Annotated in this window: 11 protein-coding genes; 4 read left to right on the top strand and 7 right to left on the bottom strand. The window is 40.0% G+C overall.

Annotation, left to right across the window (positions count from 1 at the left end):
* Positions 1-102 precede the first annotated feature (102 nt).
* A complete protein-coding gene (locus tag B3317_RS10775) occupies positions 103-483 on the top strand; it encodes a hypothetical protein (protein ID WP_291111353.1) in 381 nt (126 codons plus the stop codon).
* 617 nt (positions 484-1,100) lie between these two features.
* Entirely contained in the window at positions 1,101-1,787 is a 687-nt protein-coding gene (locus B3317_RS10770) for a DUF421 domain-containing protein (RefSeq protein WP_291111351.1), read from the top strand.
* A 74-nt stretch (positions 1,788-1,861) separates the two neighbouring features.
* On the opposite strand, the gene B3317_RS10765 is transcribed toward B3317_RS10770, so the two are convergent.
* The 6 genes from B3317_RS10765 to B3317_RS10740 form a co-directional block, all read right to left on the bottom strand.
* Positions 1,862-2,521 carry a hydrolase gene (locus B3317_RS10765; RefSeq protein ID WP_291111349.1) on the bottom strand — a complete coding sequence of 220 codons (660 nt, stop codon included), beginning with the start codon at positions 2,519-2,521 and terminating at the stop codon, positions 1,862-1,864.
* A 234-nt stretch (positions 2,522-2,755) separates the two neighbouring features.
* Entirely contained in the window at positions 2,756-3,616 is an 861-nt protein-coding gene (gene nadC, locus B3317_RS10760) for a carboxylating nicotinate-nucleotide diphosphorylase (RefSeq protein ID WP_291111347.1), read from the bottom strand.
* On the bottom strand, positions 3,613-5,193 hold the full coding sequence (nadB, locus tag B3317_RS10755) for an L-aspartate oxidase (protein WP_291111345.1): 1,581 nt from the start codon (positions 5,191-5,193) through the stop codon (positions 3,613-3,615). The genes nadC and nadB overlap by 4 nt, the downstream gene beginning before the upstream one ends.
* 102 nt (positions 5,194-5,295) lie before the next feature.
* On the bottom strand, positions 5,296-6,300 hold the full coding sequence (gene nadA / locus B3317_RS10750; RefSeq protein ID WP_291111343.1) for a quinolinate synthase NadA: 1,005 nt from the start codon (positions 6,298-6,300) through the stop codon (positions 5,296-5,298).
* 945 nt (positions 6,301-7,245) lie between these two features.
* Positions 7,246-8,241, bottom strand: a complete 996-nt coding sequence (locus B3317_RS10745) for a class II fructose-bisphosphate aldolase (protein ID WP_291111341.1) — start codon at positions 8,239-8,241, stop codon at positions 7,246-7,248.
* Between the two features lie 118 nt (positions 8,242-8,359).
* A complete protein-coding gene (locus B3317_RS10740) occupies positions 8,360-9,265 on the bottom strand; it encodes a sugar phosphate nucleotidyltransferase (RefSeq protein ID WP_291111339.1) in 906 nt (301 codons plus the stop codon).
* A gap of 300 nt (positions 9,266-9,565) precedes the next feature.
* Between B3317_RS10740 and B3317_RS10735 the strand changes: the two genes are divergently transcribed.
* Positions 9,566-10,828 (top strand): putative DNA modification/repair radical SAM protein, encoded by a 1,263-nt coding sequence (locus B3317_RS10735; RefSeq protein WP_291111337.1) that lies wholly within the window; start codon positions 9,566-9,568, stop codon positions 10,826-10,828.
* Between the two features lie 35 nt (positions 10,829-10,863).
* Positions 10,864-11,625 (top strand): TIGR03915 family putative DNA repair protein, encoded by a 762-nt coding sequence (locus tag B3317_RS10730; protein ID WP_291111335.1) that lies wholly within the window; start codon positions 10,864-10,866, stop codon positions 11,623-11,625.
* 48 nt (positions 11,626-11,673) lie between these two features.
* Here the strand turns inward: B3317_RS10730 and B3317_RS10725 are convergent, their stop codons facing one another.
* On the bottom strand, positions 11,674-13,002 hold the full coding sequence (locus B3317_RS10725) for a TolC family protein (RefSeq protein WP_291111333.1): 1,329 nt from the start codon (positions 13,000-13,002) through the stop codon (positions 11,674-11,676).
* Between the last annotated feature and the right edge of the window lie 11 nt (positions 13,003-13,013).

Raw genomic sequence — 13,013 nt, 5'->3', positions numbered from 1 at the left:
AATTAATTAATCATCTTTATTGCAACAGCTTAGATGTTTGACATGTTTTTTAACTATAAGCCGGCATTGAGTGTTTTTTTATTAACTAAATAAATATCCATCATGAAAGCAATCTATTTTAGAAAAAGTATCGTGTTAGTATTCACGATATTACTATCTACAACGGTGGGGTTCGCCCAGAACGACAAGCGAACGGAAGCGGCAAAAGAAGCTGCAACTCTACTAACGAATACAATGGCAGAGAGTCTTGATCTCACTCAGGACCAGAAAGAGGCTGTTGCGAATTATAATACAGCCTACACTATGGTTCTCTTCACTACCACACCATTATCCGATGATATGGTGAAAGAGTTTGATTCGACATTGGATACCAATTTAAAAGGAGTACTCAATGATGAACAATATACAATATGGAGTGAAAAGAAAAATGACTGGCTAAATATCATTAAACAAAAAGTTCCAAAAGAGGAATTACCTGAGTAATAATATCATACTAAATTTTTAACGTTATGAAGAAAATATTAATTCTCTTACCCGTAGTTATAGCGATTTTCTCTTTGAGTTGTACTAATAACAAAAAAGTAGAGACGCCTAGTGATCCTGTAGAAGTAAAAGATTCTACTTTGATAAATAAAAGTGGTAACGATTCTTTGAAATATTAATTGGTCAATCTATATACAATTAATGTTTAGGAAAATCCCCTTTATATTTCTATAAAGAGGATTTTTCACGTTCCTGAGGGTCGGATATAAGGTGAAGTAAATTGGCGGATTATCCTTTTTCTAAAAATCAATGGTTTTATGCTTCCCGCCCTCATCATAATACTGGAATAGCTCTTTACCGGGAATTTCCTTACATTATTGGATAATTCTTGCTAATTTCGAATTTCGCAGACTTATATCGTGGTAGATACCTTTCTTCCCTTTAAAAGAAAACCTTATTTTATTTCCTTTTACCTCTGTGTGTTTGTTTTATGAATACAGCTTAGTTTAGCAATAATCATATCTATATAGCTCAATATTAAACAATAATTTATTATCTATTGTTAGAAATAAAATGCAGTGGATAATCAACGGACTTAAATTAAAAATGAAGGAACTATGAATTGGCAAAATATTTTTTTCGGTACTGAAAACTTTATTTTTCTTGCGGAAATAGCCATCCGCTCCATGATAATGTTTCTCCTTCTTTTCGCTGGCCTGCGCCTCACCGGAAAACGGGCTGTGAAGCAGCTCTCTATTTTTGAATTACTGATTATTATCGCACTTGGCTCTGCCGCGGGTGATCCCATGATATATAAAGAAGTCGGAATTCTGTATGCTCTAATCGTTTTCATTATTGTTTTCCTTTCCTACTGGCTCATTACCAAACTGATTGAGCATTCAGAAAAAATGGAAACAATCCTTGAAGGGAAACCGTTTTGCATTATCCATGAGGGGAAAGCATCAAAAGAATCATTAAAACATAAAGAACTGGCAATGGATGAATTCTTTTCAATACTTCGACACCAGCATATTTTTCATTTGGGGCAAGTGGAAAGCGCCATATTGGAAACAAGTGGAGAACTAAGCATTTTATTCTATAATTCTCCGGATATTAAAGCCGGATTACCTATATGGCCGGACTATCTGGAGAAGAAGACCAAGCACATAAAACACTCCGGTATATATGCCTGCACTTATTGTGGATATACAGGAATAATAAATGCAGGAGAAAAGAATATATGCCAATACTGTAATTGCAATGACGAATGGGTGGAAGCCGAAACCGGAAATCGTGAAAAATAAGTCTATAAGAAATAATTGCCAATAAAAAGAGTGGGATAAAGAGGGTGTCGTATAAGAACACCCTCTCTTTTTAGTCATAATCTCTCTCTATAGTCATCCATAATCGCGGAAAATAACTTTCCGGTTGTAGGCGGTGTATACGTTATCAAATTCGCTCCGGCTTCTATCGTGCTGAGAATACTTTCCGCAGTAGGTCCTCCTGTTGCTATTATGGGAAACTCGGGATGTTTCTTCCTGATATTACGAACAATATTTGCAGTGTTCGAGCCTCCTGAAACATTAAATATCGATACCCCTGCCTCAATTCTCGATTCGATGTCTTCTTTTCCAGATACCACCGTTATAACAATAGGGATGTCCAGTCTCGCTTTCATTTCGGATATAAGATTGTTGGGTGCGGGCGCGTTCAGAACTACACCATAAGCCCCGTTTAATTCTGCATTAATTGCAATATCAATCGAGCGCTGCCCACTGGTAATCCCCCCTCCTACACCACAAAACACCGGCGTGGGAGAGATTTCTATAATTGCTTGATTAATCGCAATCTGAGGAGTAAAAGGATAAACAGCAATCACTCCGTCTGCATTATTATTTTTAATAATAGCCAAGTCGGTAGAAAAGACCAATGACTTCAATCGTTTACCAAAAATATTAATACCACTCGCATTATATATTTCTTCAGGCATTTTGATCGGCTTCTTACGCAGTGCCGATTCAATTATTGGGATAGGCATTTTGTTCATAAAGCATAAGTATTATCTTTTTAAAATCCTTTATAAAGATAAAACCCCAATGTAGCGAGAGAAGTTTATTCAGACAGTCAATAAAGACTACTTGTTACTTTTTATATAGATATTTTCACTAAATTTAGATATGAAAGCCAGTCTTACAGGGGCTTTCCAGCAATAAGTTCCTTTAATCAGCTATTATCAAACAAAGTGTCTGGAATTAATTCATAAATTCTTTTCTTAAAAGGCTTTCAGACTCAGATCAATATTCGGAGCAGCATATATTATTGCACCCGAAGAGATATAGTCCACGCCCGTCTCAGCTATTGCATGCACGGATTCTTTCGTAATACCGCCTGATGCTTCTACTTTAACAGCGCCATTGATGAGTTGCACAGCGGCTGCCATTTCAAAGATAGACATATTGTCGAGCATAATCACATCCACGGCTTTGGTTGCCAACGCTTCTTCCACTTCTTTCAGGTTACGGGTCTCCACTTCTATTTGCAGATCTTTTCCTATCTCTTTCAGATATTTCACTGTAGCTTCCACGGCTTTGGTAATACTTCCGGCATAATCGTTATGATTGTCTTTCAGCATTATCATATCAAAAAGCCCGTAACGGTGATTCTTTCCCCCGCCGATATACACAGCCCATTTCTCGCACATGCGGAAAATAGGCGATGTTTTGCGGGTGTCGAGTATGCGGGTATCGGTATCGGCCAATAGCTCCACCATTTCGTGCGTATAAGTGGCTATACCGCTCATCCGTTGCATACAATTCAGTACCAATCGCTCCATTGTAAGAATGGAACGGGCCGAACCGGATACTATGAAAGCAATATCGCCTTCTTTTACGCTATCTCCATCATTTTTATATACTTCTATTTCCAGGCTCTTATCATAATAATGGAATATTTCCTGAGCAAGGTCTACCCCTGCCAAAATGCAATCATGCTTGATAAGCAGGCGGGCTTTTCGCTGTAGATCGGCCGGAACACTGGCTAAAGTAGAGTGGTCACCGTCGCCTATATCTTCTTTTATAGCTTCATCTATAAAATGATATAGCCTTTCATCTGTAACATAAGGCGGTCTATTCATTTCTTATCCAAATCTTTATTATAAAATGTACCTCTGTTTTCTGTTTGTTCCATACTTTGGGTTATTATCAGGAATGCGACACTAACCAGATTCCGCAATTCTGATAACTGAGGCGACAAGATGGAAAAGTTATATATTTCTTTCACCGACTTATATATTTCCTCTTCCTTTTGCTTCGCCAGTTTTAGGCGTCTGTTACTGCGAACTATACCCACCAGATCGCTCATCAGTGTTTGCAATTCCTTGCGCAGATAATTCAGCAGAACCATTTCTTCGTTTACCTTCATTCCTTCCTGATCCCATTCCGGAATTTTAAGAAGCTGTTCATAGTTAAAATTGTCTTCACTGAGTCGTTCCAACGTTTTTACGGCTGCACGATGACCAAAAACCAATGCTTCGAGCAGGGAATTTGATGCCAGGCGGTTTGCTCCGTGCAATCCCGTATTGGAACATTCGCCCACGGCAAACATATTTTTGATTGTGCTTTGTCCGAATAAGTCTACATCAATACCTCCGCACAGGTAATGACTGGCAGGAACAACCGGAATCAGATCCCTGAACATATCCAGTCCCGCATCTTTGCACTGCTTGTAAATATTGGGGAAATGTTCCATAAACTTTCGCTGATCGAGATGGCGGCAATCGAGGCATACATAATCATCTCCCCTCAGCTTCATTTCGCTATCGATAGCACGGGCCACAATATCGCGCGAAGCAAGTTCTTCCCGGTTATCGTATTTGTGCATAAACGGTTCGCCGGATGCTGTACACAACTTTGCCCCGAATCCTCTTACAGCTTCCGATATCAACGGCAGTTGCCCGGTGGTGAGACTGTAAAACGCTGTCGGGTGAAACTGGATGAACTGCATATTGCTGATCCTTGCCTTTGCCCTGTGTGCCAGACCAATACCATCTCCCGTAGCAATTATCGGATTGGTTGTATTCTTATATACATGCCCGCATCCGCCTGTTGCCATAAGTGTTATTTTGGCCGACATCTTCTTTATGCGTTGCGTCTTCAGGTCGAGAACGTAGGCCCCATAACAATTCAGATTGTATTTATCGAATGATTCACCGGGTATATGATGTTCCGTAATAAGGTCTATCACATAGTGGTGATTGAGTAGTTCCACGTTCGGCAGCCGCTCGATAGCTTTCAATAAGGCCCTCTCTATTTCTGCTCCGGTAATATCTTTATAATGCACTACACGGTTTTCAGTGTGACCGCCTTCACGCCCCAGATCATACGTCTGAAACTCATTTTTATCGAAGTTAGCCCCCCACTCGACTATTTCGCGGATACGTTCAGGGCCTTCCGTTACCACTACTTCCACAGCTTCTCTCTTGCATAATCCGTCTCCGGCACGCAGGGTATCTTCAATATGTTTTTCGAAACTGTCTTTTGTAAAGTCTGTTACTACAGCTACACCTCCCTGGGCATACTTTGTATTCGACTCTTCATCATCCGATTTGGTTATAACCGTAACTTTGGCTCCGGGCTTCTGCTGCGCTATTTTCATTGCATAAGAAAGTCCGGATATGCCAGAGCCGATTACCAGAACATCTGTATATATCATTCTATAAATTAAAAAATTATGAATGAAGAATTATGAATTATGAATTACTAAGCATCTGTGCCATTTTTCATTCTTAATTCTTAATTCTTAATTTCCTATTATCTATTTAATTGCTTTCGAAAGTTCCAGCATCTTATTTATCGGACGCAGGGCTTTAATTCGTATTTCTTCATCCATCAGGATTTCAGGAAGCTCGTATTTCATACACAGATACAATTTTTCCATTGTATTCAATTTCATGAAATGGCATTCACTGCAATTACATTTATCATCGATAGTAAGTGCCGGAATAAGTTTCTTTCCGGGTGCCCGTTTACGCATCTCGTGCAATATACCTTCTTCGGTGGCTACTATAAACTCTTCTGCCGCATCATTTACAACATAGTTCAACAGGTTAGCTGTGGAACCAATATAGTGAGCAACCTGCAATACCGGTTTCTGAGCCTCCGGATGCGCTATCAACTTCGCTTTCGGATGATTGAGCATTTGCTCTGCTATCCGTTCCAGTGAAAATGCTTCATGCACAATACAGGCACCATCCCAAAGTATCATATTACGACCTGTCACCTGATTGATATATCGCCCGAGGTTCTTATCCGGAGCAAATATTATTTTTTGCTCTTCGGGGAGCGAATTGATGATATGCTCGGCGTTGGATGAAGTTACTATGATGTCGCTTTCGGCTTTTACTCCCGAATCGCAATTAATATAGCTTACCACAATAGCTCCGGGATGCTTCTTTTTCAATTCTCTCAAGCCTTCGCCCGAACAGGAATCGGCCAAAGAACAGCCAGCCAGTAAATCGGGTAATACGACTTTCTTGGTTGGATTAAGAATTTTCGCAGTCTCTGCCATGAAATGAACACCGCAAAATACAATCATGTCTGCATCCGTTTTTTCGGCTGCACGCGCCAGTTGCAGGCTATCGCCTAAAAAGTCAGCAATATCCTGAATATCGCCTGTCTGATAGTAGTGCGCGAGAATAATAGCATTCTTCTCTTTCCGCATACGGTTGATCTCCTCTATCAGATTGATTCCTTTTGGTATCTCCATATTCAGATAACCTTTGGCAGGTAGCAATTCAACCGCTTTATCGAATGTTGTCATATCTTTCGTGAAATAGAATTACTCGTTTTTTTAGTAAATAAGTATTGTAAAATATTTATTATAAAGCTATTTAGCCATAACCAACTATTGTTGTTACACTTACAAAATAACAACCAGGCCCGCGACCTTAATTTCCAAATTCCGCAAGCAAAAATACTTATAAAAACTGATTTATCCGAAAATCGGGTATATAAATGAAAGACTTGTGTCTTAGTACCTGTTACTATTACTCGCAAAAAGTAACATCTCTAATATATCCGCAATTAAATTTTAACTAAAATACGATAAAAAGCCCCATTGAATTAACCTTTATTTTAGATATATAGTTAAAAGGTAACAAATGTAACAGTTTTTCCTAACTTTCTTACCTGTTACTTTCTCCATTATTAAAACACCACAATAAAATTTCAAATCATTTCAAAGAACCTTCCTGTATATAGCTTCTATGTATAGATAAACAAAAAGAAATATTATAAATCATTCTGTGGGTTATTATAGAGATTAAATAGTTGTATTTAAACGTTCTGTTTTTAGTTACAAGTTACTACGCCCTGCGGGCAGTTACAAGTTACGAGTTGGCTGATGCACATATGGCTAAAGCCTGAAGAGCCTTTGTCTTGTCGCCGCGTCGCGATTCCGGCCTCGTCCCGCAGGCGGGGTACCCAATCCGTAAAGCGCCCGCTCGCGCAGACGTCCCGTCTGTGTGTTGCGTAGCAAACATTTTGCCCTGTCAACAAGACACGGACTGGAAATCCGCGCCAGCGGGGGATAATCCGGCTAAAGATGATTCCGTATTATTTTGCCCCACCGAAGCTGCGGTTTCGGGTCGCCGGGGGATGCAGCCTTGATTAATTATTTCAGCTACAAATTGAAACGATTACTTATTATAAAAAAAGAAGCTGCCCCATCGGGACAGCTTCCTTCTTTTATTTAGGCTTATTGATATTAAGCTTTTCCTGCACTGCCAAGCACTGCTTCGATTTTGTGCTTGTATAGTTTTTTCATATTATCACGAGCTGGTCCAAGATATTTACGAGGATCAAACTCAGCAGGTTTAGTAGCAAATACTTCACGTACAGCAGCAGTCATAGCCAGACGGCTGTCAGAGTCGATATTGATTTTGCATACTGCTGATTTTGCAGCTTTGCGAAGTTGTTCTTCAGGGATACCGATTGCATCTTTAAGTGCACCACCATATTTGTTGATAGTTTCAACTTCCTCTTGTGGTACAGAAGATGCTCCGTGAAGTACGATAGGGAATCCCGGAAGTTCTTTTTCGCATTCTTCCAATACGTCGAAACGCAATGGAGGCGGAACAAGGTGACCGTTAGCGTCTCTTGTACATTGTTCCGGAGTAAATTTGTTTGCTCCATGAGAAGTACCGATAGAAATAGCCAATGAATCACATCCTGTTTTTGTAACGAAGTCTACTACTTCTTCAGGTTTTGTATAGGTGTGGTGTTCTGCAGACACTTCGTCTTCTACACCGGCTAATACTCCTAGTTCACCTTCAACTGTTACATCGAACTGATGAGCGTATTCCACTACTTTTTTAGTAAGTGCTACATTTTCATCATATGGAAGGTGAGAACCGTCGATCATCACAGAAGAAAATCCTGAATCGATACAGTCTTTACAAGTTTCGAAAGTATCGCCATGGTCTAAGTGAAGTACGATTTGCGGTTTTTCCCAACCTAAGCTTTTTGCATATTCTACAGCACCTTGAAGCATATAACGCAACAAGATAGGATTTGCATATTGACGGGCACCTTTAGATGCCTGTACGATAACCGGTGACTTTGTTTCAGCAGCAGCCTGTACGATAGCCTGCAACTGCTCCATGTTGTTAACATTGAACGCAGGAATTGCATATCCGCCTTTTACTGCTTTAGCAAACATTTCTTTAGTGTTCACTAATCCCAAGTCTTTGTAACTTACCATTGTTTTTGAATTTTTTATTTATAATAATTATGAATAGAATAAATCCTTTAATCGTTACAAAAGTAACAAATTTATACGATATTAAGTACCTAAAAAAGATAAAATAACCTAATCCGCATTATTTCCACAATGGGCTTGGATACTCTCCTTTTTCTACCAGCTTTTGTAATTTTTCCACTACCCCTGCCCTGTCTTCGGCATATGTGACACCAAACCATTTGGAAGGAGTATCCAAAACCTTCACATCGGCTGTCTTATTTACTATAAGGTGGTCCACCATCAACGGGATAAAATATTCAGCCTTGTGATTACCGGCGTTTTGTTCGAGGAATTTGATAAAATATTTTTCGGAATGTTCGAAATAATCCGGTGTGAATCCCCACATATTCATCGATACAGGAGCATTTTCAGGCAGTTCGAACCAATAATTTTCGGCATCTTTATATTGAATCTTTCCGTCTTTACGTTCGATATGCGTACGTTCAACCACGCTTTTCAGAAAATGATTGTCATCTGTTTCACAAACACCTCTGGCTACTGCCCCGCTTTCAGACAATGTATTGCTCAAACGATAGCCTACCATGCAATAATGGTTTTCGGTACCGTTCATTTTATTTAACTGCTCAGCCAGAATAGCATAACTCTCACGGCCGTAAAAGTCGTCGGCATTAATCACAGCAAATGGTTCTTTGATAACATCTTTAGCCATCATTACGGCATGATTCGTACCCCATGGCTTTTGTCTGTCGGGATGCAGTTCAAATCCTTCCGGCAGATTGTCCAGTTCCTGATAAACTACTTCTACCGGAATATGGTTTTCATATTTAGAAACGATTTTTTCACGGAAGTCCTTGTCAAATGATTTACGGATGACAAAAACAACTTTCCCGAATCCCGCTCTAAGGGCGTCATAAATGGAATAATCCATGATCGTTTCGCCGTTAGGCCCGAGCCCGTCCATTTGTTTAAGGCTGCCATAGCGGCTTCCCATACCGGCAGCTAGTACATACAAAGTAGGTTTCATAATAAATATTTTCAGTTAAATTTTTGAAGTCACAAAGATAAACTTTTAAGGTTTAAATCTGATAAATTTCCACAATTATTGAACTTTCATCTGTCAAAAAGGTAAATATTATTCTTATAAAATATTGATAAAACTGTCTTTTACGCTTTTGCGGGTATAACTACTTTTATTATTTAACAGTTGATCCGCATAGATAAAATAATGACAATAATATAAGCCTGTTTACTTTTCAACATCACATTAATTTTTAATATTATTTGATACAAATCTGTCATCTTAAATGCTTTTCTTTGTAATAAGATGAATGATAATGTACTCGAAAAACTAAAAGTATTGGCAGAATCGGCGAAGTACGATGTTTCCTGTTCTTCCAGTGGCACTGTCCGCAAAAACAAAGCGGGCGGGCTGGGAAATACTGTTGGCGGAATGGGTATTTGTCATAGTTTTACAGAAGATGGACGATGTGTTTCCCTGCTCAAAATCATGCTTACAAACTTTTGTATCTATGATTGTGCATACTGCATAAACCGCAGGACAAACGACATTCGCCGGGCAACGTTTACCGTACAGGAATTGGTGGAACTCACCATCGAATTCTACCGTCGCAATTATATAGAGGGGCTTTTCCTTAGTTCGGGCGTCATCAATAATCCCGACTATACAATGGAGCGTATGGTGCGGGTGGTCAAAGACCTGCGCACAGTACACCGCTTCAACGGGTACATACATATGAAAAGTATCCCCGGAGCAAGCCAGGAGCTGATAAGTGAAGCCGGGCTTTATGCCGATCGTATGAGTGTGAATCTGGAAATACCCACCGAAGCAAACCTGAAACTGCTGGCTCCCGAAAAAGACCACCGTAGCGTATATAAACCGATGCGTTATATACAAATAGGTATGCAGCAAAGTATTGAAGACCGTCGCAAATTCCGTTCTGCACCCCGTTTTGTTCCGGCAGGACAAAGCACACAGATGATTGTGGGTGCCACAAACGAAAAGGATAAGGACATTCTGCGTGTATCGTCCATCCTCTATCAGCAGACGCAGATGCGGAGGGTTTATTATTCGGGGTTCATTCCGGTGAATAGCTACGACAGCCGTTTACCTGCCCTGAAACAGGCTCCCCTGGTGAGAGAAAACCGTCTCTATCAGGCCGACTGGCTTATGCGGTTTTATCAATACCGTGCCGATGAAATTGTAGATGATGCTTATCCCGACCTCGACTTAGAAATCGATCCTAAACTGTCTTGGGCGCTCCGGCATCCCGAAGCATTCCCGATAGATATAAATAAGGCGGATTATGCAATGATTCTGCGTGTGCCGGGTATCGGCGTAAAGTCCGCGCAATTTATCGTGATGTCGCGCAGGCATGGCCGGATAAATGCATCGCAACTGAAAAAGATAGGTGTGGTAATGAAGAAGGCACAATATTTTATTACATGCAATGAACTGCCAATGTACACTGTCAATGAAGCGACACCGGAATATATTCGCAAAATCCTTACAGAACCGAAGAAAAAGAAAATAGATGATAAACAGTTGTCAATTCTTTTTCCGGATTAGGATCATACTAACAATCTTAATTCTTAATTAAAAAATTGCTCGTTTTTTTTTACGATAAAACATTTGAAGGTTTGCTTACCGCAATCTTCGACGCCTATAGCCGGAAAACTTTTCCCGACAGACTATTAGGTGAAGGAGAGATTGCACCTATGTTTACGGAAGACTGTCATACCATAACCACTCAGGAAGATAAAGCTACCCGCGTATGGACTTCCCTGCAAAATAAACTGAGTAAAGGAGCGCAGAATATGGTCACATATGCCTGGTTATCGGAAGAAGAAGGAAGTGACGAACTACTGTTCCGGTTTATCCGAAAATCATTTGACAGTAAAATATCAATCGAAACCAATTTTGGGGATGAGGATGTCCTCAAACTGCATCAACTGGCCAGAAAGGTCTCTCATGAACAATTGTATATAAAACAATTCGTACGCTTTCAGAAGGCAGCTGACGATATTTTCTTCTCTGCTATATCGCCCCGTCATAATGCACTGCCTCTGGCGATAGAACATTTCAGAGACCGTTTTTCGGACCAGAAATGGGTTATTTACGATCTGAAACGCAGATATGGTTTTTACTACGATCTGCACACAGTAGTGGAAATGACTCTCGATAATGACGAACATCTGTTAAGCGGCAAACTGGATGAAAACTTAATGGCAGAAGATGAGAAGATGTTTCAGGAATTATGGAAAGGATACTTCAAATCAATGACAATAAAAGAACGGATCAACCTGAAACTGCAACGTCAGCATATGCCAAAGCGTTTTTGGAAATATCTGACCGAAAAACAATGATCTGCACATTCGCAAACCCTATCTATTCTAAAGCGCTCAAATTTAAGGTCAATTACCAGAATCCATATACTTCAAAACCTGACCACTGATTTGCATCAGGGAAATTTCACACAGTTTCGTATTGAATTCAGCCTGAACCAAACGTTCTTCAGCTTCCAGCAAACTGTTTTGCGCCTCCCGGAGTTCTATCCCGGACAAGTCTCCAAGCTTATAGCGTTCTATTGCTATCTCGTGGTTCTCACGGGCGGTTTCTACATTCTCCTTTTCCAGATTGGTCAACTCTATATTGTTACGGTAAGCCATCCACATATTAGCCAGATCAGCCTTCAGTGAAAGGGTCGTTTGTTCGTATTCCAATTGCCTGTTTTCTATTTCGATTTTGGCATTTCGCTGCTTTCTCTTGCGGTTGAAACCACTGAATAAGTTAAGCCCTACAGTAAATCCATAATTAAGGCCTAATATCCGCTGATTATCAATGGTTCCCGTATTGTAAATATTCTTTGTAATCCCATACCCGGCGTTGAACTTCAGATATGGATAATTCTCGCTCCGGGCAGTCTTCAAATCCAATACACTTAGTTTCTTATTTTTGTCGGATAGCAGCAGGAATGTATTGTTCGAAAGCATACCCTGCATTATATCGTTCTGATCGAGAAACTCGTTGTATATAATGACTGAATCTTTGGTCTCTATCATCTGGTCTATCTTTTCCTGAGCCATCAATTTATTCAGCAATACACGGGATGTGTATAGCACCTCATATTGCTTGATAAGCTGAGAACTGTCACTGTTGAAGTCTACACGCGCCTGTTGCATATCCAACCGTGAGCCTGCTCCTATTTCGTAACGGGCTTCTACTATCCGCAAGCGTTCTTTCGATAGTTTTACTGCCGATTTCAGGTTTTTCAGGCGGATGGTTTGCTGTATATAATTATAATACTCGGAGGTAATGTCTGCGATAAAAGTTTCGATAGTGAGCTGTGTATCAAGTTTGCCCACTTGCTGTAACTCTTTCAGACGGTTGTAATTTGTCTGTATATTAAATCCGTCAAAGATAGTCCAGTTAAGGTTTATACCCGCGTTGAGATTCTGATTATTCACTCCGTTGTTTGTATTCGACTCTCCCGACTCCAGTTTCTGCTTTACATTGTTCGATGTACCCGAGTAGCCGCTTGTAAGATCTACCGTGGGTAAATATCCGGCATTACCGATAGTCATATTATTATCGGATACTTCCTGATTATTTCTTGATATACGGATATCATAGTTATTCATCAACCCCTCCTGTATACACCTGTTCAGATCATATATATTCTGGGCTTCAGATACAGCAGGCAATATAAATAGCAGTAATATAGCAGATAAATATTTTTTCATATACAATTGTA

Source organism: Dysgonomonas sp. UBA7710 (assembly GCF_002482385.1).
Classification (GTDB): Bacteria; Bacteroidota; Bacteroidia; order Bacteroidales; family Dysgonomonadaceae; genus Dysgonomonas.
The sequence above is the reverse complement of the archived record's forward strand: the minus strand, read 5'-3'. Positions and strand labels throughout refer to the sequence as shown.